The sequence below is a fragment of the Massilia sp. CF038 genome, assembly GCF_900129765.1.
Classification (GTDB): Bacteria; Pseudomonadota; Gammaproteobacteria; order Burkholderiales; family Burkholderiaceae_D; genus Telluria_A.
In genome coordinates, this window is record NZ_FQWU01000001.1 from 1167970 (window position 1) to 1187350 (window position 19381).

16 protein-coding genes and 1 riboswitch are annotated in these 19381 nt (G+C 60.9%); of the genes, 6 read left to right on the plus strand and 10 right to left on the minus strand.

Translation table 11 applies throughout. The features are described 5' to 3' along the window. Positions 1-27: 27 nt before the first annotated feature. From BUC24_RS05435 to BUC24_RS05460, 6 genes are read right to left on the minus strand one after another with little or no spacing between them, the layout of a single operon-like run. Positions 28-1368, minus strand: a complete 1341-nt coding sequence (locus BUC24_RS05435; RefSeq protein ID WP_073213077.1) for a sensor histidine kinase — start codon at positions 1366-1368, stop codon at positions 28-30. Next, positions 1365-2750: a sigma-54-dependent transcriptional regulator gene (locus BUC24_RS05440; RefSeq protein ID WP_073213078.1), complete on the minus strand. Its 1386-nt coding sequence runs from the start codon at positions 2748-2750 to the stop codon at positions 1365-1367. The genes BUC24_RS05435 and BUC24_RS05440 overlap by 4 nt, the downstream gene beginning before the upstream one ends. Before the next feature lie 10 nt (positions 2751-2760). Next, positions 2761-3963, minus strand: coding sequence for an ABC transporter permease (locus BUC24_RS05445; protein WP_073213079.1), 1203 nt, complete (start codon positions 3961-3963; stop codon positions 2761-2763). Continuing rightward, positions 3963-5204 (minus strand): ABC transporter permease, encoded by a 1242-nt coding sequence (locus BUC24_RS05450; RefSeq protein WP_073213080.1) that lies wholly within the window; start codon positions 5202-5204, stop codon positions 3963-3965. Before BUC24_RS05450 ends, BUC24_RS05445 begins: the two co-directional genes overlap by 1 nt. Positions 5205-5212: 8 nt before the next feature. Then, on the minus strand, positions 5213-5875 hold the full coding sequence (locus tag BUC24_RS05455) for an ABC transporter ATP-binding protein (RefSeq protein ID WP_073213081.1): 663 nt from the start codon (positions 5873-5875) through the stop codon (positions 5213-5215). A 21-nt stretch (positions 5876-5896) separates the two neighbouring features. Continuing rightward, positions 5897-7144: an efflux RND transporter periplasmic adaptor subunit gene (locus tag BUC24_RS05460; protein WP_073213082.1), complete on the minus strand. Its 1248-nt coding sequence runs from the start codon at positions 7142-7144 to the stop codon at positions 5897-5899. A 154-nt stretch (positions 7145-7298) separates the two neighbouring features. Between BUC24_RS05460 and BUC24_RS05465 the strand changes: the two genes are divergently transcribed. The 3 genes from BUC24_RS05465 to BUC24_RS05475 all read left to right on the plus strand — a co-directional run bounded on the left by BUC24_RS05465 (position 7299) and on the right by BUC24_RS05475 (position 10671). After that, a complete protein-coding gene (locus BUC24_RS05465) occupies positions 7299-9437 on the plus strand; it encodes a S46 family peptidase (protein ID WP_073213083.1) in 2139 nt (712 codons plus the stop codon). A gap of 119 nt (positions 9438-9556) precedes the next feature. Then, entirely contained in the window at positions 9557-10156 is a 600-nt protein-coding gene (gene pnuC, locus BUC24_RS05470) for a nicotinamide riboside transporter PnuC (protein ID WP_073213084.1), read from the plus strand. Then, a complete protein-coding gene (locus BUC24_RS05475; protein WP_073213085.1) occupies positions 10153-10671 on the plus strand; it encodes an AAA family ATPase in 519 nt (172 codons plus the stop codon). The genes pnuC and BUC24_RS05475 overlap by 4 nt, the downstream gene beginning before the upstream one ends. Here the strand turns inward: BUC24_RS05475 and BUC24_RS05480 are convergent. Both BUC24_RS05480 and BUC24_RS05495 read right to left on the minus strand, forming a co-directional pair. Beyond that, positions 10668-12779: a TonB-dependent siderophore receptor gene (locus tag BUC24_RS05480; protein ID WP_073213086.1), complete on the minus strand. Its 2112-nt coding sequence runs from the start codon at positions 12777-12779 to the stop codon at positions 10668-10670. The two genes, BUC24_RS05475 and BUC24_RS05480, sit on opposite strands and share 4 nt — an antisense overlap. 83 nt (positions 12780-12862) lie before the next feature. Continuing rightward, positions 12863-12960, minus strand: a riboswitch (TPP riboswitch). A gap of 1080 nt (positions 12961-14040) precedes the next feature. After that, positions 14041-15198 carry an iron-containing alcohol dehydrogenase gene (locus tag BUC24_RS05495; protein WP_073213089.1) on the minus strand — a complete coding sequence of 386 codons (1158 nt, stop codon included), beginning with the start codon at positions 15196-15198 and terminating at the stop codon, positions 14041-14043. 114 nt (positions 15199-15312) lie between these two features. Here BUC24_RS05495 and BUC24_RS05500 point away from each other — a divergent pair, with 114 nt between their 5' ends. After that, positions 15313-15693: a tautomerase family protein gene (locus tag BUC24_RS05500; protein WP_073213090.1), complete on the plus strand. Its 381-nt coding sequence runs from the start codon at positions 15313-15315 to the stop codon at positions 15691-15693. On the opposite strand, the gene BUC24_RS05505 is transcribed toward BUC24_RS05500, so the two are convergent. Further along, positions 15684-16220, minus strand: a complete 537-nt coding sequence (locus BUC24_RS05505; protein WP_073213091.1) for an SRPBCC family protein — start codon at positions 16218-16220, stop codon at positions 15684-15686. The genes BUC24_RS05500 and BUC24_RS05505 overlap by 10 nt on opposite strands. 127 nt (positions 16221-16347) lie before the next feature. On the opposite strand from BUC24_RS05505, the gene BUC24_RS05510 reads away from it, so the two are divergent. Then, a complete protein-coding gene (locus tag BUC24_RS05510; protein ID WP_073214824.1) occupies positions 16348-17058 on the plus strand; it encodes a glutathione S-transferase in 711 nt (236 codons plus the stop codon). 26 nt (positions 17059-17084) lie between these two features. Here the strand turns inward: BUC24_RS05510 and BUC24_RS05515 are convergent, their stop codons facing one another. Next, positions 17085-18287 (minus strand): MFS transporter, encoded by a 1203-nt coding sequence (locus BUC24_RS05515; RefSeq protein WP_073213092.1) that lies wholly within the window; start codon positions 18285-18287, stop codon positions 17085-17087. A 146-nt stretch (positions 18288-18433) separates the two neighbouring features. On the opposite strand from BUC24_RS05515, the gene BUC24_RS05520 reads away from it, so the two are divergent. After that, positions 18434-19339 (plus strand): LysR family transcriptional regulator, encoded by a 906-nt coding sequence (locus BUC24_RS05520; RefSeq protein WP_073213093.1) that lies wholly within the window; start codon positions 18434-18436, stop codon positions 19337-19339. The last annotated feature ends 42 nt before the right edge of the window (positions 19340-19381 follow it).

The following is a 19381-nucleotide window of genomic DNA, read 5'->3' on the forward strand; positions in this document are numbered from 1 at the left end:
AGTTCCTCCATGCAACTTGCGAAGAGTCTACACTCGTTTTGTCCCCGTGAAAAAGATTTCGAATTGTGTTTCGCCCGCGCCCGTCGCAGCCAGGCGGTAAGGAAATGCATGCCGCATCAACACCTCGCGCACGAACATCAGGCCGATGCCCTGGCCGCCCTTTTTTGTGCTGACAAAAGGGGTGAACAACTGGCGCGCCGGTAGTTCGCCCAGGCGGTTGCCGGAGTCGGTGATTGCCAGCCGGACCTGGTCGCCTTGCCGGGCCAGCGAAAAGTGAATGTACCCGCCTGCGGCACCCTCGGCCTGGCTCGCTTCCACCGCCTCGACCGCGTTCTTCACGATGTTGAGCAAGGCTTGCTCCATCAAGTGGCTGTCAAAGCGCTGCAGGGGCACCTCGTCGCGCTGTTGCCAGGCAATCTCAATGCCAAGGCGCTTGCATTGCTCGCGGTTGAGCCAGAGGATGTCGTCCATCATCGCGGCCACCGATGCGGGCCGCAATTCCGGCTGCGGCATCTTGATCACGCGCGTGAATCGTTCGATAAATTCACCCAGGCTGATGTTGCGCCGCTTGACTGCCACAATGGCCGTGCTGAAGTCGGCACCGTCGCGTTCGGTAAGCTGGGATTGGTAAAACAGCAGCGAGTCCAGCACCGAGCCGGTTGCCGCCACGGTATTGTTGACTTCATGCGCCAGCACGCGGATCAGCTTGTCGTAGGTGGCGCGCTCGGAGCTTTCCAGTTCCGCCGTCAGTTCGTCCACCAGCAGGAAGTGGCGAGCAAAGCCGCGGTCATGGAATTGCCCACGCTGGGCCCGGTAGCGGCGGCCTTCGCCGTCGGTCAGCAGTCTGCTTTCGCCCAGCGGCAACGCGTTTAGCTGGGGCAGCAGACCGGCATTGCCCCAATGGCTGAGTGGTTTGCCCCTGGCATCCACCAGGCCCAGCAGCGCATGGGCGCTGGCATTCATCAGGCTGATGTGGCCGTCGTAGTCGAACACGACCACAGCGCTGGGCGTGGCTTCCAGCAAGCTGTCCAAAAAGCCGCGCTGCTCGCCCAGGGCCAGACGTTCCTGGTACAGCGTCGAGAGCATGGTATTGAACAGACGAACCAGTTCGTCCAGTTCAGGCAACTTGGAATCGACCAGACGCGCCGCATAGTCCTCGTCTTCCAGCAAGTCGCGAAAGCGCGCCGTATATTCCAGCGGCCGCAGCGCGCCGCGCACAAGAAAGATACCGCACGCCAGGCTCGCCAGCAAGGCCAGTTCGATGCCGAGGAACAGTGCAAAGTTTTGGCGAAACAGATAAATCGTCACACCAAACAAGGCCAGGTGCAGCGCCACCAGATAGGCGCCAAGGCGCCAGCGCAGCGTCATTCCTCGGACCCGCCACCGAGGCCATGCCGCTCCAGCCGCCGGTACAGTGCAGTGCGCGACAGGCCCAGCGCCTGGGCAACGCGCGAAATATTGCCGCGATGCTGGTCCAGCGCTTGTTCGATCATGCGCCGCTCAACTTGTTCGAGCGTCATGCCGTCCACGCCTAGGCGGGCCTGGCCGCCATTGTCGTCATGCTGTTCCGCTCCGACAAAGTCGGCCTGGCTCAGCACCGATTTACCGGCCAGCAGCACGGTCCGCTCCAGCGTTTGCTTGAGCTGGCGGATGTTGCCCGGCCAGGGCTGGGCACTGAGCCATTCCAGCGCCTGCGGCGTGAGCGTGACCGGGGCAAGCCCGTAATGGGACGCCACTCCGGTGATGATGTGGTTGGCAAGCAGCGCGATATCGCTGCGGCGCTCGCGCAAGGGCGGCAGCCGGATCGTGATCAGGTTCAGGCGGTAAAACAAGTCTTCGCGGAAGTCGCCCGAGGCGACCAGTTCGGCCAACTCCTGGTTGGTGGCTGACACGACGCGAATGTCTGCCTGCTCGCTGCGGCTGGCGCCCACGGGCAAATAGCTTTGGTCTTGTAGCACGCGCAGCAGTTTGACTTGGTCAGCCCGATTGAGTTCACCGATTTCATCGAGGAAGAGGGTGCTTTCGTGGGCGCTGGCGATATGCCCCTTCCGGTCTGACTTGGCGTCAGTAAAGGCACCGCGCACATGGCCAAACATTTCGCTCTCGAACAGGGAGGGCGTGATGGCACCCATATTGATCTTGACTGGCAGGCGTGCGGCGCGCGGGCTGTTCTGGTGAATGGCATCGGCAATCAGTTCCTTGCCGGTGCCGCTTTCGCCCAGGATCAGAACGGGTGCCTTGGTGCGCGCCACCTGGCCAATGGTGGCCAGTACGCGCAGCAACTTCGGGTGCTCGCCCACAATGGCGCCAAAATCGAACTGGCGGTCGAGCGCCTGCCGGTTCAGGCGTTGCGGCGTCAATGATGCGGACAGTTCCAGCGTGCTGGCGATCAAGCCGGCCAGCTGGGCATTGTCCCAAGGCTTGGTGAAGAAATTGGCGGCCCCGGCCTTGACCCCGCGCACCGCCAGGGCAATCGATCCCCATGCGGTCATCAGTAGCACGGGCAGCTCGGGGTGGGCGTCCTTGATGTTTGCCAGCAGCGCCATACCTTCCTCGCCACTGGTTTGCAGCGAGAAATTCATGTCCTGCAGTACCAGATCGATATGCTCGGTTGTCAGCAGGGCCAGTGCGGCGGCCGGGCCGTCGCAGCTGAGCGCCTCGTAGCCCGCTTGCTTGAGCAGGAGGGCCAGCGAGACCTGGACGGCGCTATCGTCATCGACGATCAAAATGCGTTGCTTCTGTGATTCCATCGTCTCTTTGCTATTCGTAATGCAGCGCTTCGGTCGGGCTCAGGCGGCTTGCGCGCCAACCCGGGTACACCGAGCAGAGCAAGGATAGCAGATAGATCAAGGCCATTGACAGTGCCGCAGCCGTGATAAAGACCCGCCAGTTCAAGTGTTCGCCCAGTACACCCGTCAGCGGTATCTGTACCAGCAGCAGTAGCCCAATCAACATGGCGCCCGTGCTCAGCAAGGCTTGCTCGGCGATGATCTGACGATAGATGTTGGCCGCGCTGGCGCCAACCGCACGCCGCAAGCCCAGTTCCGGAATGCGCATTGTAGTGTTTTGCCACAACACGCCAAACAGACCAAAGGCAACCATCAGCAGCAGGAACAGCGCGATCACGGACAGCACGATCAGCGGTGTGATCTGGTTTTTCATGGCGTCGGCCCGGCGCACCGATAAGGGGGCGATTTCGTAGCTCCAGGTATTGTTGAGCAGCTTCAGCTGGCGCGACAAGGTTTCTTCAAAGGCGCGCGTGGTACCCGGGCGCACTTTGATCAGCAACGATTGCATGCCACCATCTTCCGTGCTGGGCACACTGCGGGTGATGATCATGTTCACCGGCGCCGCAAACTCCCCCTTGCTGCGGTAGTCGTCAATGATGCCCACAATGCGCATCGGCTGGTTGGCTATGCCCACCCCCATATGATGGTCCACGATTTTGCCCAGGGCAGGGGCGGTACCGAAAATGTCACGTGCCGTACGCTCGTTGATCACGACTGGCACGGCGGCTGCGCCGTCGTCGGCCCGCTCGAACAAGCGCCCCTGAATCGGCGTCACGCCCATCAGCGGCAAGGCATCGTCATCCATTTCAATCACTTGGGCGAGGATTTCGCGTTTGCTGACGGGATCGCTGAAATTACTGCTCCAGGTGCGCGACAGGTATGGCGTGGTGCTGGCAAAAGCCACTTTGTCGACACCGGGAACGGCGGCAAGCCCGCGTTTAAACTGCTCGTACACCTCGGGCGTGAGGTTCTTGCCCTCTTGCGGTAAATTGCCAATACGCACAGACCAGACATCGTCGATGGCGAAGCCCGTTGGCAGGTGGTACAGCTCGTTGCTGCGTACGGCAAACCCGGCAATGGCAAACACCACGATAAACGCAAGCAGGATTTCAAGGCTGAGCATCAGGTTGCGGCTCTTGCGCTTCCAGATCAGCAAAAACAAATGGCGGAACATCAGACAGCTCCCTTCAGGGCGTGAATCGGATCAAGGCGCGACATTTTCCAGGCGGGTAACACGCCCGACAGCAGACCGAAGAACAGTGTCATCAGCAAGCCATAGCCGAGGATGGCAAAATTCAGGTGCACCTTAAGGTAAGGAATCAGGTCGGACGATTCCAGTGCTTGCAGCACCAGGGCGGCGCCTGCCATGCTGATCAGGCCGCCGGCCAAGCATAGCAGCACGTTCTCAACCAGCAACTGACCGACTAGATGGGCGCTGGTCGCACCGAACGCCTTGCGCACGCCGATTTCGGAACTGCGTTCCAGGATCCGGCCGCTGTTCAAGTTGACCAGATTCAGGGCCGGCAACAGCATGAACAGAAACATCAGGCATAGCAGCACGGCGATCATGGTGCCAGCGCCGGAATCGGCCCTGTCACCGTGGCCGATGGTCTGGCGCGCAAGGGCATCGATCTTGCTATCCGCCCAGAAATTGATTTTGCTGTATTGCTTCTTGTCGCCGAAGTCGGCGCCGCTGGCAATTGCCTCCACATCCTTGCGGACCATCGGCAGGTCCGCAGAGGAACGCGCCAGCAGCAAGGCAATGAAGTCGCCAAAGTATTCCTGCCTGTACGATGAGGACGGGTAGGTGCTGATTGGCGCCCACAAATCCGCATACGCGTTAATTTGCATTTCGTTTTCCACCACGCCGATGATGGAAAATTGCTGTCCGCTGACTCTGACGCTCTTGCCCACCGCCGCCACCTGGCCGAACAGCTTCAGGGCGGATGCGCGGTTGATGACCGCCACAAAGCGGCCCTGGGCATCGTCCTCGGCATTGGGCAGGCGTCCTTCCAGCACAGTGAAGTCGAGAATTTTCCAGTAGTTGGCGTCCGTACGCCGCATTTCGAGCTCGGTTACGCGGCCCTCCTGATAGACCGACACGGTGCTGGGGCCGCTGGTAACACCCACCAGTTCCACCGATTTCATGGGCTTGAGGTATTTTTCGACCACCTTGTAGCCAAGGGGACTGGTGCTGATTGAGCTGGCATCGTCCGATTCGGTACGCATCACCATCACTTGCAGGAAGCGCTCGCTCTTGCCTTCCACCCCGGTCGGATAAAAGGCGTTCTGCACCAGCGCCGTGACGACCATCAGCACGACCAGCGTAAGCACGATGCACAGCAGATTAATGGCCGTGAACAGTTTGCGGCGCATGAAGACCTTCCATGCGGTGAGCAGATAGTTTCTGAACATGACCTCTCCTAGGCGACCAGCTGGCCATCGAACACGCGCACAATGCGCCCGACCTGCCGCGCTTCCTGCTCATCGTGGGTCACCATGACGATGGTGGTGCCTTCCTCGTTGAGTTTTTTCAGGATCTCCATGATTTCGGCGCCCATTTTGCTGTCCAGGTTGCCCGTCGGTTCGTCGGCCAGCAACACTTGCGGGCGGCCGACGATGGCACGGGCAATGGCCACACGCTGCTGCTGACCGCCGGACAATTGATTCGGATAGTGTTCCATGCGCGCGCCCAGGCCCACCTTTTCCAGCGCCGCCCGCGCCAGCGCACGCCGTTCGCTGCCGTTCATGCTGCGGTACAAGAGCGGCAGCTCCACATTGTCGATCACGCGCAAGTCATTAATCAGGTGAAAGCTCTGGAAGATGAAGCCGAAGGTGCTGTTGCGCATCTGCGCGACCTGCTTGTCCTTGTAGGCCTTGACGGGAATGCCGTCGACATGGACGGTGCCGCTGCCGGGCCGGTCCAGCAGGCCGATCAGGTTGAGCAGGGTACTTTTGCCGCAGCCACTGGGGCCCATCATGCAAACGAATTCGCCTTTTCTCACGTGCAGGTCGATGTCCTTCACGGCCAGGGTTTCAACTTTGTCGGTCTGATAGGTCTTGCTGACTTTTTCGAGTTTGATCACGGTGTGTCTCTCAGGTTGGCGTTAATTGCTAATGCGAATAGTGTCGTGTTCTTTGAAGCTCTTGCTGTCGGAGACGATCAGCTGCGCCCCCAGGCTGGCGCCGCTGACGATTTCAACCACCTTGCCGTCGCCGGCGCCGATCTCCAGTTCTGTCTTGCGGGCGACGCCATCGCGTACCACCCAGACTGCCTGGCGGCCCTTGCCGTTGATGCCGGGGCCGGTATCGGCGATCAGCGCGCGCGGCTTTTCGCCGGTAATGATGCTCACGTCCACCCGCATTTTGTTGCGCAGGTTGGGGTGGTGCGGCTGGTCCAGCGACACCAGTAGCTTGACGGTGCCGTTCTGGATTTCAGGCAGAATGGTTTGCACGCGCCCGCTGAGCACATCTTTATCCTGCTCCACGCGCACGGCCTGACCCGGGCTGAGCGCGCGCGCATGAAAGTCCGACAGCGTAGCTTCAACCTTGTAATTGTCCGGCTCCGACACGCGCGCCACCAGCTGCCCCATCTGCACGCTGGCGCCTTCGTCTTCCAGCAACATGGTCACGGTGCCGGCAAATGGGGCGCTGACGCGGGTGCGTGCCAGCACGTTCTGCTGCTGTTCGATCTGCTTTTGCAAAATGCTTTTCTGCAGCCGCGCACCTTCGATGCTGGTGTTGGTGCTGCGCCGCGAGTCTTCGATCAATTCTTTTTGCTGACGCAGCTGGATTTCAACCCGGCTCACGTTCAGTTCGGCGGTCAGCATGTCTTCGCCGGAGACACCGCCTGCCTTGCGCAGGGTGGTGTAGCGTTCCTTCTTCACGCGCGCGCTTTGTAGGTCCAGTTCCAGCAGCTCGATGCTGCTGGCAATTTGCTTGCGCTTTTGATCCAGCTCCAGCGTCAGGCCCGCGATCCGGTTTTCCTGCTGTGCCAGCTGCTCGCGCAAGCTGTCCAGCGCCAGTTGAATAGTGTGGCCATCGAGTTCAAGCAGGACTTCGCCGGCAGCAACGCGCTGACCTGGCTTGGCGTGCACCTTTGCAACACGGCTCTGGATCGGGCTCGATACCATTTCTTCGTGCATCGGAATCACAACGCCCGCCGCATTGATTGCGTTCGCAATCCCGCCCTGGCGCACGGTGCTGATCCGGACGTCAGCTGCCTTGATACTTGGGCGCAGTACATGATTGAGCGCCCAGGCGCTGCTGGCAATGGCTGCCAGGACGGCGGCTGTGATGATCAAGCGCGTGCGGCGGCGGCGCGCGTGGGTGAGGGGGCTGATATTGGTGTCCATGTCAGCCTTACAGCAAGTGCCGTGCCAGGCCTGAAAACAGGGCACAACCGCGTGTTTACCACGAAATAATGCCCGTCTGCGCCCATGGGTGTCCGTTTCCGGACACTGGCTTCAGATATACTGCCCGCTTGCATTTATTTTACCGGGGTATATCTTGTTGAAATCCATCGCATTGCCCGTCGCCTTGCTGGGCGTCTTCGCTACCGCGAACGCTGACGAAGGCCAGTGGCAGCCACACCAGCTGCCGCAACTGAAAAAAGAATTGAAAAAAGTCGGGATCACGATTCCCGCCGAAAAGCTGGCTGACCTGAGCAAGCACCCGATGAGCGCGATTGTTTCGACCGGCAACTGCTCGGCATCCTTCGTGTCCGGTGATGGCTTGATCGTCACGAACCACCACTGCGGCTACGATGCCGTGCAGCGCAATTCGACGGCGGAAAAAAATTACATCGCCAACGGCTTCCTGGCCAAGACGCGCGCTGAAGAGCTCCCGGGTGGTCCCAACCTACGTGTGTACGTGACCGACAAGGTCGAAAACGTGACCGAACGTGTGCTCAAGGATCTGCCGGCCACCATGTCGGGCCGCGCGCGCTACGACGAAGTCCAGTCGCGCATCAAGGCACTCACTGCCGAATGCGAGACCGACAAGAACTACCGCTGCTCGGTGCCGAGCTTCCACCGTGGCCTGGAGTACTACCGCATTCGCCAGCTGATGATCCGCGACGTGCGCATGGTCTACGCGCCTTCGGACAAGATCGGCGAATACGGCGGCGAGGTCGACAACTTCGAGTGGCCGCGCCAGACTGGCGATTTCTCCTTCCTGCGCGCCTACGTCGGCAAGGACGGACGCCCGGCCGACCCGTCGCCCGACAACGTGCCTTACAAGTCCAGGGACTTCCTGGTGGTATCGGCCGAAGGCTTGAAAAATGGCGATCCGATTCTGCTGGCCGGCTACCCTGGCCGCACCAGCCGCTACAAGCTGCCTGCTGAAATCCGCTTTGCCCGCGACGTCAATTTCCCGGCGCGTGTGGCTGAAATCAAGGCCGACAACGGTACCATCGCCGCCGCCACCAAGGGCAATGCCGGCAATGAAGTGCGCTACGCCAGTGTGGTCAAGTCGGCCAACAACGTGCTCAAGAAAACGCAGGGTCTGCTCGATGGCTTCGCCCGCGTCGACATTGCTGCCATCAAGGATGTGCAGGATGCCGAGTTCCGCGCCTGGTACGCGAAGCAGGCCGGCGTATCGCCCACGCTGCTGTCCGAACTGGACGCGTTGATCGCAGCCGATATGGCCTTGCAGGAAGAGGAATTCGCCTGGTCGGTCGCATCCACCAGCGACTTGTTCCGCAGCGCCCGCACGCTCTATCGCCTGGCCCTGGAAAGCGCCAAGCCTAACGAGAAGCGCGAGGCTGGCTATCAGGAACGCGATCAATCCTTCATCAAGGCGCGCATGAATCGCCTGGAGCAGTCCTACGTGGGCAGCGTGGACGAGGCGCGCTTTGGCGCCGCCTTGCAGCGTTACAGCAAGCTGCCAGCGAAGACGCATCCGGCCGGTCTGGACGCGCTGCTGCCAGCGCCTGACGCAGTCGCTGCCATGTATCGCCAGTCGCAACTGGGCGACACCGCCAAGCGACTTGCATGGATCGGAAAGGATGCCGCCGCCTTTGCCAGCTCGGATGACGCCTTCATTGCGCTGGCCGTCAAAACCTACGACACCACCAAGGCGCTGGAAGACCGCCGCAAGGAAATTGACGGCAATCTGGAACGCGTGATCCCGCAATACATGTCGTCCGTGATCGCTTTCAAGAAGTCGCAAGGCAAACCGGTTTACCCGGATGCCAATTCGACCTTGCGTGTGACCTACGGCACCGTCGCACCGTACTCGCCGCGCGACGGCATCGTCAAAGGTCCGTTCACGACGGTGCAGGGCATTCGGGAAAAGCACACGGGCGTAGAACCATTCATCGCGCCCAAAGCACTGATTGATGCGGTCAACGAGAAGCGCTACGGTGTATTCAAGGATCCTGTTCTGGGCACGGTGCCGGTCAACTTCCTGTCCAGTGCCGATACCACGGGCGGCAATTCTGGTTCCGCGGTCATGAACAAGCGTGGCGAACTGATTGGTCTGAATTTCGATTCGACCTATGAATCGGTGACCAAGGACTGGTACTTCGACAGCGCCATCACCCGCGCCATTCACGTGGATATTCGCTACATGCTGTGGGTGATGAAAGAGGTTGACCATGCCGACAACCTGCTCAAGGAAATGACTATCAAGTATCCGCGCAAGTAAGTCTTTCGCGGCGACTCAAAAATGGTATGGGTCCCCGCCTCCGCGAGGACGATGTGCAGCCACTTACATCGTCCTCGCGCAGGCGGGGACCCATTCCACATCACCGGTATCTGTAACTCATGAACGACCCCATCACCCTGATCGGCATCACCACCACCTACCTCGAGCTGATCTCCTTCATCCTCGCAGTCATCACGGTCGCCCTGAACATCCGCCAGCTCCACTGGGCCTGGCTGTTCTCAATCGCCTCATCAGCCACCTACGCCGTGGTCTTCTACGACGCACGCCTGTACGGCGACATGGGTCTGCAATTCGTCTTCATCTCGGTCTCCGTGTGGGGCTGGTACCAATGGCTGCGTGGCGGCGTCGATCACGCGCCACTGCCGGTCACCGCTTCCTCAGCAAAGGGCTGGGCCTGGGGCATCGCAGCCTGGCTCGCAGCCTTCGCGCTTCTTGCCTGGTTCCTGGCAAAATTCACCAACACCGACGTACCCAATACCGACGGTTTCCTCACAGCCGGCAGCCTGCTCGGCCAAGTCCTGCTGTCGCGTAAAAAAGTGGAAAACTGGATCGTCTGGATCGTGGTCGACATTCTCTATGTGGGTCTGTACATGTACAAAGGCTTGCACCTGACCGCGGTCCTGTACGGCATCTTCGTCATCATGGCAGTCATGGGATGGGTCACCTGGTATCGCGCCGCCGGAAGCAAACACGCATGAATCAGCCTCTGCGCATCGCCATCCTGGGCGCCGAATCGTCCGGCAAATCAACCCTGGCTGCCGCCCTGGCAAGCCACTATGAGACAGTCTGGGTCCCGGAATACTTACGTGAGTTTGTGGACACCCGCGGCCGCGTGCCCGAGGAGAGCGACCAGTATCCGATCGCGCGTACGCAAATGACGCGCGAAGATGAAGCAGCGGCGAAGGCCTCGCGCTTTCTGTTCTGCGACACAACACCGCTCATGACGGCACTGTACAGCCGTTGGTACTGGGGCAGGGTGGATGCGCAGCTGGCACTGCTTGAGCGCCGCCACGACTATGCATTTACCTTGGTGACCGCGCCCGACAGTCCGTGGGAAGCGGACGGTCTGCAGCGCGAATCGGAAGAAGTGCGCCAGACCATTCACGAGCAAGTGCTGCAGATGCTGGTCGAGCGCGATATACCTTATTTGCTGGTCACGGGCAGCCTGCCGCAGCGCATGCTGCAGGCCGTCCGCTACATCAATCCCGTTTAAAAGTCGAACTGCGCCGATACGCGGAACGTGCGCGGGGCGCCCGGGAACAGGTAACCGCCCACTTCCGGAGTTACATCGCGCCAGTAGAACTTGTCGGTCACGTTGTCAACCGTCGCGCGGATGATGGTCTTCAAGCCGCCCATATGCATCGCGTAGGCACCGCCCAGGTCAAACAGATGGTAGCCCGGCACGAAGGTCGCATTCTGCACGTCGAAGGCTTTCTTGCCGCTGTAATGCCAGGCCCCGTTGAATTTCAGGCCCGCCACTGACGGTACTGCGTACTCCAGCGCGGCGGTGGATTTGAACGCTGGTACATTCGTGGTGCGCTTGCCGTCGACATCCGCATTGCCCGTGCCTTGCTGCTGCATGTGCAGGGCCAGCAGCGACAGGTTGTACTTCAGATTGGTCGTTGCATTGCCTTGCGCGCCCAGTTCAATGCCGCGGTGGGTCTGTTCGCCCGAACGGACGAAGTAGTTTGCCGCGTTGATGTACTCGAGTCCCTTCTTGATCTGGAACAGCGAGCCCGAGACCGTCATGCTGTTGTTGACGATGCCTTTGACGCCAATTTCGATTTCTTTCGATCGGCTGGGCGCCAGTACCTCAAACTGATTCTCGGTCTTTTTAGGCGCTTCGCCGCCGTGTTCCATGCCGTGTGTCGCTGTGGCGTACACCATCCAGTCGGCCGTCGGTGTGTACACCAGCGAAGCGCTTGGCAGCGTGAAGCTGGTGTCGAGTGCTTCCACACCAAGAACATCGCGCTTGATCTGCACCTGGCGTACACCAGCATGCAGTTTGAATTCCGGCGACAAGGTCAAAATGTCCTGCACGATCAGGGCACGCTCACGGTCATGGCGCTGTTCCAGAATCGGGCCAGTCGACGGATTGTTTGGCGCAGGCGGCACGATGACATTCTTGTAGATGTTGCTGGAACCAGCGTAATCGTAGACGTAGTCACCGAAGTAGTCGCTGCGCGTCTGCTCGGTCAGGCCCAGTGTCAGCTCGTGTTTGACGCTTCCGGTGGCAAACTTGCCGTTCAACAGTGCCTGGGTGCCAAATGGGTTCTTGCGCTCACCCACGCTCTGGTAGTCGTACACGTCGTAGTCGCCATTCGAGCAGAAGCCCGGATAGAAGCCGTCACCCTCGTTGCTGCAGCCGTAAGGGAAGGCGGTGTAGTCGTCGCGCTTGAAGTTGTGCTTGTTGGCCGCGAGGGTGGCGCGCCAGTCGTCATTGAGGCTGTATTCGAAGCGCAGGCCGATATTGCTGGTCCAGGTTTCCACCGGCTTGGTCCACGGCTGCGCGTTCAGCAGCATGGTGCGCGATACGCCGGTGGGGAGTTCAACGCCGCGAATCAGCTGGTAGCCGGGTGCCGTGATTTGCGATTTGTGCTGGTAGTCCATGTCGAGCTGCACCAGCGCCTGCGGCGAAATCTGCCAGTCCAGTGCACCCGAGACGAACTGGCGTTCGCCGTCCGCGCCCTTGACATAAGAACGCAGGTTTTCGGCAGCGGCATTGAAGCGGTAGCCGAAGCGGCGGTCGTCCATGCGGCCGCCCAGGTCCATGGCGCCGTACACGGTGCCGCGCTCGCGCGCTTCCAGCGTGACCGAACGTAGTGGCGTATTGGTCGGACGCTTGACCGCGTAATTAATCAGGCCACCTGGCGTGGTCACGCCTGCCTGCAGGCCGGCCAGACCCTTGAGGATCTCGATCCTTTCCTTGTTCTCGAGCGGGATCTGGGCGTCGCCCGAGATGGCAATGCCGTCCTTGCGGTAGCTGCTGGCGTTCGACAGCATGAAGCCGCGGATCGAAAACATCTCAGCGTAGCCCACGGCATTGTACGAATCGCTCACGCTCGCATCGTATTGCATTGCGTCCGTCGTGCTGCGGATCCCCAGGTCGGCCATCTGCTCGCGCCCAATTGCCACCACCGAAAACGGCGTTTGCATCAGCGGCGTTTCACCAAAGCCACCGACGCTGGCGCGGTCGGTCACGGCCCATTTGCTGGCCGTAACGACGATTTCGGGCATGGACTCATTGGTACTCTGGGCGTGTGCGTGCAGGGCGAACGCCTGCATCAGGGACAGGGCGATGACGGTGTGCTTCAGTTTCATAGTGTGCTCGTGTTACGCACGGACGTGCCGATGCGTTGCTTATCAAAAAAAGCCGGAGCCAACGTGGGGGAGCATACAAAGGAGGGACCTACTTTGCGCTTTCCTTCGCTGGCATTATCCAGATCAGGTACGGAGGGTATCTCTCACCCGGAACATTGTTCCAGGACCCCTAGCGAATGCGGATTTTAGCACAAGACCAATTTCGGCTTGCCGCCGGTCCGGCAGCGCGGCCGGGCGCCGACCTGGGAGGGCCTTTTTTGGGCTCCACGCTTGCACCCGCGCGCAAGCACGCGATATCGCCGCTCTTACGCGAAAGCGGCACGATTTTCCACGCAGCGCAACGGCAAACGCACGATACATCCGCGATTCGCCACGCGCGCTACACGAAAACGAACGATGCCCCGATTTCGCGGTCCAACCATGAACGAACACACCGTCGCAAAAAATCGTGAGGCGTGCGCGCTAAATCGTGAATAAATCGGGCCCTCGCGTAAGCGCTTCGTGCGTTGCCGCAGGCATGTCGTCTAAACGCGCACCGTATCGTGCGAATGCGCGCCATTTTGGAGAACACCGTGCGAAAACCTCACCCCGACGCCTTCGACGACGTCCCCATTTCTCACAAGCTGTACGTTCAGCTTGGCTACGCCGAAATGTTCAGCAAGCAGGAGCGCTGGGAAGTCGTGGAAACGGCGGTCGAAGACTGGATGCGCCGCAACAAGCCAGGCGCCTGCGGCGAACCGCAATTCGCGGGATATCAATGGAAGGGGTTATTTCTGCCGCATGGCACCGTCTTGCGCACCGTCTTCGGCGGCAAAAACCATCACTGCCACGTGGAGCAGGACCAGATCATGTACGAGGGAAAGGCGCTCTCGCCCAACGGGTTTGTCAGCACGGTCGGCGGTATTCGGCGCAACGCCTGGAAAAGCATCTGGCTGCTTCTGCCAGACTGCAAGCACTGGCAGCTGGCCGATCACCTGCGCGTACGCAGGCCTGCGCCCGCACCGCGCCGAACCATGCATTCCGCGCGTCTTCCAACGCCGCCATCGAATACAGTCCCGCGTTCACGCCCGCTGGCGCCGGCTGCCCCCGCGACAGCGCCGCAGCACGAAGCTGCGCCCTACAAACCGCAACCCGCACCAGCGCGCGCTCCAGCGCTTGCGGCAATCCCGCCATGCAAGGTCGCAGCGCCAGTCCGCGCGCGTCACGGCCGCGGTAATCCGCTATTCGGATTTCCCCTGCCAGGCTGCTACCGCTGGCGCGATCAGAGACTCATTTCAAGTACCTTGCGCGTGACAGCCAGCGTCACGTCGCGTTTCTCGCCCAGCTTGACCATGCGATGTTTCTCCAGCACGGCCAGCACGGCCTCGATATCCTTCGCACCAAGACCATAATCGCCCAGGCGGGTTTTTACGCCCATCTGCTCGAAGAATTCTTCCATGCGCGTGATGGCGGCCTCGATGCGGGTATCTTCATCGCCACCGGTCAGGAGCCAGACGCGTTCCGCGAACTGCAGCAGTTTGTCGCGCTTGCCTTCCTTGCGCGCGCGCAGCATGCTTGGCATGACGATCGCCAGGGTCTGCGCATGATCGAGGTTGTACAGTGCGGTCAGCTCGTGGCCCACCATGTGGGTGGCCCAGTCCTGCGGCACGCCCGCACCAATCAAGCCATTCAGCGCCATGGTCGCCGTCCACATGACGTTGGCGCGCACGCTGTAGTCATCCGGATTGGCCAGTGCTTCCGGTCCTTCTTCGATCAAGGTCAGCAGCAGACCCTCGGCAAAACGGTCCTGCACTTTGGCGCCGACCGGGTACGTCATGTACTGCTCCATCACGTGGGCAAAGGCGTCAACCACGCCGTTGCCGACCTGGCGTACTGGCAGAGAGTACGTCTTGGATGGATCGAGAATGGCAAATTTCGGATATACCTGGCGGCTCATGAAGGCAAACTTTTCCTGCGTCGCCTTTTTGGTGACCACGCTGGCGGCGTTCATTTCCGAGCCGGTGGCCGGCAGCGTCAGGATCGCGCCAAACGGCATTGCACGGCTCACGTTGGCGCCATGCTTTTCAAGGATGGTCCATGGGTCGTCGTCCAGCAGCGCGCCGGCCGCGATGAATTTGGTGCCGTCGATGACGGAGCCGCCGCCCACCGCCAGCAGGAAGTCGATTTTTTCAGCCTTCACCTGCGCGATCGCGCGCATCAGCGTTTCGTAGCTCGGGTTGGGCTCGATGCCGGCAAATTCCGTCACCGTGTGGCCAGCCAGTGCCGCCTGCACCTCGCCATACACGCCGTTCTGCTTGATGCTGCCGCCGCCGTACACCAGCAGCACGCGCGCATCGGCGGGGATCAATTTGGACAGCGAAGCGATCTGGCCCTCGCCGAACAGGATATTGGTCGGATTGTAGAAGTCGAAATTGAGCACGATTATTCCTCACGGTGGCATGACGGCAATCGACAATTATCGCTCAATCGCACTTTTTCTGCCGGCGCCCGGTTCTGCTATTCTGGACCGATTCCACTGGCCCAAGGAGCCGCTATGCCACTCGTCACGATTACCGTTCGCAAACCGAAAACGGCAGCGTTCAAATCCGCCGTTCTGGACGCCGTCCACGGCGCGCTGGTCGCCTCCGGCGTGCCCCAGACCGACAAGTTCCACCGCGTCCTGGAGCTCGACGGCGACGACTTCCGCTACGACGCCAGTTATCCCGACGTGGCCGGTGGGCGCACGGACGATTTTGTGCTGATCGAAATCCTGTGGTCGGCCGGACGCAGCGTCAAGGTCAAGAAGGCCATGCTGGCCGATCTGATGTCACGCCTGGCCCAGGCCGGATTTGATACCGAAAACGTGATGGTGGCCTTCAAAGAGACCACCTGGGAAAACTGGTCGTTTGCCGGTGGCCGCCTGATTCACACCTGAGGCGCTTTTTCCGCTGCTGCCTTCATGCCGGCCAGGCCTTTTTCAAAGTCTGGCCCGATCATCTTGTCCATGTCCACGAACACGGCCATGATTTTGCTGATGAACGGCATCGGGCCCTTCATGTTCCAGGTGACCTTGGTGGCGTCGCCCTCCGGCGTCAGGGTGAACTCGGTCATGTTGTTGGACTCAACCGGGTCCTTGAAGTCCAGCTTGATCAGCGCCGATGCCGGCTGCACCTCGACCACTTCCATGCGGCCCTGGCCCACCTTGCTGTCGCCTTTCCAGCCGTACACGGCACCTTTACCACTGGCAGGTCCCTCGAAGGTGCGCACCATCTTGGGATCGAGCGTTTCCCAGTACGACCATTGGGCCCAGTTGTGGAAGTCCGCGATGAGCGGCATGATTTTGTCGGGCGGCGCCTTGATCGTGATGGTGCGGGTGACCGCAAATTCGTTCGGCTTGGTGGTGGCCAGTCCCAGCACAATGGCGACAACCGCCAGCAGGCCAATGGCAATTTTTTTCAGCATGATTTCCCCTTGATTTCGTTTTATTGTTGCGGCGCTGCGCCGGTGTGACAAGACTAGCATGGTGCGTGCGTCCTGTTCCACCTGAATCAGCCATAATTCTCCGACATCAACCAAGCGGGGCATGCAGATGGAATACGCACTGTATTACTGGCCGAGCATCCAGGGCCGCGGGGAGTTTGTCCGGCTTGCGCTGGAAGAGGCGGGCGCCGCGTATGTCGATGTGGCGCGTCAAAAAAAAGGCATGGATGCCTTGATGGCCGCCATGGATGCCAGCGCCACGCCGCCGTTCGCGCCACCGTTTCTCAAGGCGGATGAACTGATGATTGCGCAAACGGCCAACATTCTGCTGTTCCTGGGAGCGCGCCATGGCCTCGCGCCACGGGCCGAAGCAGGGCGGCTGTGGGCCCACCAGCTGCAGCTGACCATTGCAGACTTTATCAACGAAGTGCACGACACCCACCATCCCGTGGGCGTATCGCTGTACTACGAAGACCAGAAAAAGGAAGCCAAGCGGCGCAGCGCCGGCTTCATTGCCGAGCGCATCCCCAAGTTCCTGGGCTACTTCGAACAGGTCCTGCAAAATAACGACAAGCGCGGCGGCTTTGCGGTCGGTGCGCGCCTGTCTTACGTGGACCTGTCCCTGTTCCAGGTGATGGAAGGCTTGCGTTACGCCTTTCCCAAAGCGATGGCACGCATGGTGCCGCGCTACCCGGCCCTGATCGCCGTGCACGGCATGGTGGCCGAGCGTCCCAACATTGCCGCCTATCTGAATTCAAAGCGCCGGATCGCCTTCAACGAAGAAGGCATCTTCCGCCACTATCCCGAGCTGGACGGCTAGGCCGCCCTCGATCCCGTGGCGCCCGGTCAGTGCGCCAGTGCTGCGCCGGTGTGCGGCGCTGCGACAACGCCGTCGCGGCGGTCGAGCCAGCCGGCCAGGGTGGTCAGCGCCAGTGCGCCCAGCACCACGATGGCGCCAATCCAGGGCGTGGCCATCAAGCCCAGGTGCGTTACCACCAGGCCGCCACCCCAGGCACCGCCCGCAATGCCCACATTGAAGGCGGCAATGTTCAAGCCGGACGCCACGTCGACTGCATGCGGCGTATCCCGTTCGGCGCGCTGCACCACATACACTTGCAGGCCCGGCACATTGCCAAACGCCACAGCACCCCACAGCAGCACGGTCAACAGCGCCAGCCACATATGGGACGCGGTCAGGCTGAACGCAAACAGCACCACCGCGAGCAGTGCAAACACGATTTGCAAGGCACGCACCGGACCTTTGCGGTCGGCCAGCTTGCCGCCCCAGATATTGCCGACGGCAACAGAGAGACCGTAGACCAGCATCACCAGACTGACGCTGCCAGCCGAAAAGCCCGATACTTCCTGCAGAATCGGCGCCAGATAGGTGAAGGCAATAAAGGTACCGCCGTAGCCAAGGGTGGTCATGGCATACACCAGCAGCAGACGCGGCTGGCGCAGCACCGCAAGCTGGGTGAGCAAGCTCGACGGTTTGCTCATGGGAATGTCGTTCGGCACCAGAATCGCGCTGCCGACAATGGCGATCACGCCCAGCAGCGATACCGCCAGGAAGGTAGCCTGCCAGCCGAATTGCTGGCCGATAAAGGTTCCCAGCGGCACACCCGTGACCAGCGCCACCGTCAGGCCAGTGAACATCATTGCAATCGCACTGGCGGCCTTTTCTTTCGACACCAGACCGGTGGCAATGGTCGAGCCAATCGAGAAGAAGACACCGTGCGCCAGTCCGGTCAGCACACGCGCTGTCATGAGCGAGGCGTAGCCTGGCGCCATCCATGCCAGCAGATTGCCCAGCGTGAACAGGACCATCAAGCCCAGCAGCAAATGCTTGCGTTTGACCCTGCCCGTCAGCGCCGTCAGAACGGGCGCGCCGACGGCCACACCGAGGGCATACAAGCTCACCAGCAAGCCGGCGGAGGGCACGGATACATCGAGGCTCGTGGCGATCGTCGGAATCAAACCGACAATCACGAATTCGGTGGTGCCGATGGCAAAGGCGCTTAAGGCAAGCGCCCACAAGGCGAGTGGCATAATATTCTCCAGGTGAAAGTTTTTTCGATACGTGGCATTGTGAGCTGCAATAGAGCAAAGAAAAATCCGGGAACAAGCACTACACTTGTGACTGCGAGTCACATATCAAAGCCGTGTAAGATCATGTTTTTGCGTAGGAGGCAGCAATGCTCGACGTGGATGGGATGCTGACATTTGTCGCCGTGGTCGACGCCGGCTCGTTTTCGGCCGCGGCCGAGCGCCTGGGCCAGACGCCCTCGGGCGTGAGCCGCACCATGTCACGCCTGGAGGCCCAGCTTGGCATGACCCTGATGCAGCGCACCACCCGGCGCCAGGACTTGACCGAAGAGGGCGCCTGGCTGCTGGCCCGTGCACGCAAGGTGATTGCCGAGCTCGACGATACCGAAGCCGGCCTGGCTGCGCGCCGCTCCCAACCTTCGGGTCTGGTACGGGTCAACGCTGCCACGCCCGCGCTCGACCATCTGCTGGCGCCGCTGGTCCCTGGCTTTCTCGATCAATATCCTTTGATCAAGCTCGAACTGACCAGTGGCGAAACCGTCGTCGATCTGATCGAGGAGCGCGCCGATCTGGCCATTCGTATTGGCCAGCTGGCCGACTCCACCCTCAATGCACGCCGCCTGGGCAGCAGTCGCGTGCGCTTGCTGGCTGCCCCAGCTTACCTCGCGCGTCACGGCGTGCCCGCTGATGTGGCTGGGCTCAAGGCGCATCGCTTGCTTGGCTTCACCGCACCCGCATCGCTCAATATCTGGCCATTGGCCCACGCCGGCGGCGAAGGTGTGCCAATCGAGCCTGCGGTCACCGCTTCCAGCGGCGAAACCCTGCGCCACCTGGCACTGGCCGGCGCCGGCATTGCCAGTCTGGCCGACTTCCTGACCCAGGCCGATGTGCGCGCCGGCCGTCTGGTGCCCGTGCTCGACGCGCAGGCGCTGCCCTGGAGCCAGCCCATCTGGGCCGTGTTCTACAAGCAGGGCGCGCTGGCGCCCCGTGTGACCGCACTGGTGGACTATCTGGCAGCGCAGCTGGGGCAAGGTGCGCTGGCGCAGACCGACTGAACGCACCTGCAGCGCGCAATTGTTGTACGCTAAACGCCTGCA